This window comes from Bartonella sp. CL70QHWL, assembly GCF_042194855.1.
In the GTDB taxonomy this organism is placed as follows: Bacteria; Pseudomonadota; Alphaproteobacteria; order Rhizobiales; family Rhizobiaceae; genus Bartonella.
Genome location: NZ_JBHINJ010000086.1, coordinates 1 through 1,134, shown reverse-complemented (window position 1 = coordinate 1,134; position 1,134 = coordinate 1). Strand labels below are relative to the sequence as shown.

The window sequence follows — 1,134 nt, the reverse complement described above, 5'->3', positions numbered from 1 at the left end:
TCGTAGCATCATCCTGCTTAACAAGACTATCTCCTACAACTTTATTAATCTCATTCTGAAGCTCTTTATGAATATTCATGAATGAATCACCAACACCAGCAAAGGCAGACGCAACATCATTATAGCTCTGCTCTTCAACGGCACTGCCATCTTCTTTGACGATCTTAACTTTGAAGCTTGGAGCACTCCATTGACCTTCCTTATATTCAGCGCCACCACCTAAAGATTGCGCAACTTTATCACCTAGAGCATAAAGCTGGTTACCCGTTACGGCATCCGTTGAGGTTCCACTAATATCTCCATTTTTAAGAGACGTAATCTTGTTGTTCTCTTTACTGTCCCCATGCGTCGCTACAAAGGCATGTGCAGCGTCGCTCCATAATAAAGCATCACCATTAACCGCTTGAGTAATATTACTTATTTTATCCTCAAACCTTTTAACCTCATTAGACAGATGAGTGTTCACATTCTTGACACTCGTATCAAGACCCGCAAAGGCGCTACCAACATCATTGAAGCTCGTCTTTTCCACATCACCATCTGCAGAAACATTAGAGATTTCGTAAGTCGGAGCTGTCCATGTGCCACCTTCATACTTAGCTTTACCACCTAAAGATTGCGCAACACCGCTCCCTAGAGCATATAGCTGGTTACCCGCTACAGCATCGCTTGAAGTAGCACTAATGTCTCCATTGGTAAGCGATGTTATCTTGCTGTTTGTCTTCTCTTCACCATGCGTCGCTACAAACGCACCTTTGGACTTATCCCAAAACAACGCATCGCCTTGAACAGTGGTGATGTCCTTTTCAATCTCTTTGGTAATTTCATCCTTAATATTACTGAACTTATCTTTAACTTTATCGAATGAATCTCCAACACCAGCAAAGGCAGACGCAACAGTACTATATTCTTTATCTTCTGTTACCCCATCCGCTTTAAAGCTCTTAACCGTGAATGTAGGCGCACTCCAAGTTCCATTCTCATAACTAGCGCCACCACCTAAAGACTGCGCAACTTTATCACCTAGAGCATATAACTGGTTACCCGCTACAGCATCACTTGAGTCTTTAGTTATAGACCCATTGGTAAGCGATGTTATCTTGCTGCTTGCATTCTCTTCACCATGCGTCGCTA

1 pseudogene is annotated in these 1,134 nt (G+C 42.8%); it reads right to left on the bottom strand.

From position 1 onward, the window contains the following. A pseudogene (locus ACFIJZ_RS09825) lies at positions 1-1,134 on the bottom strand (hypothetical protein); the annotation flags it as partial.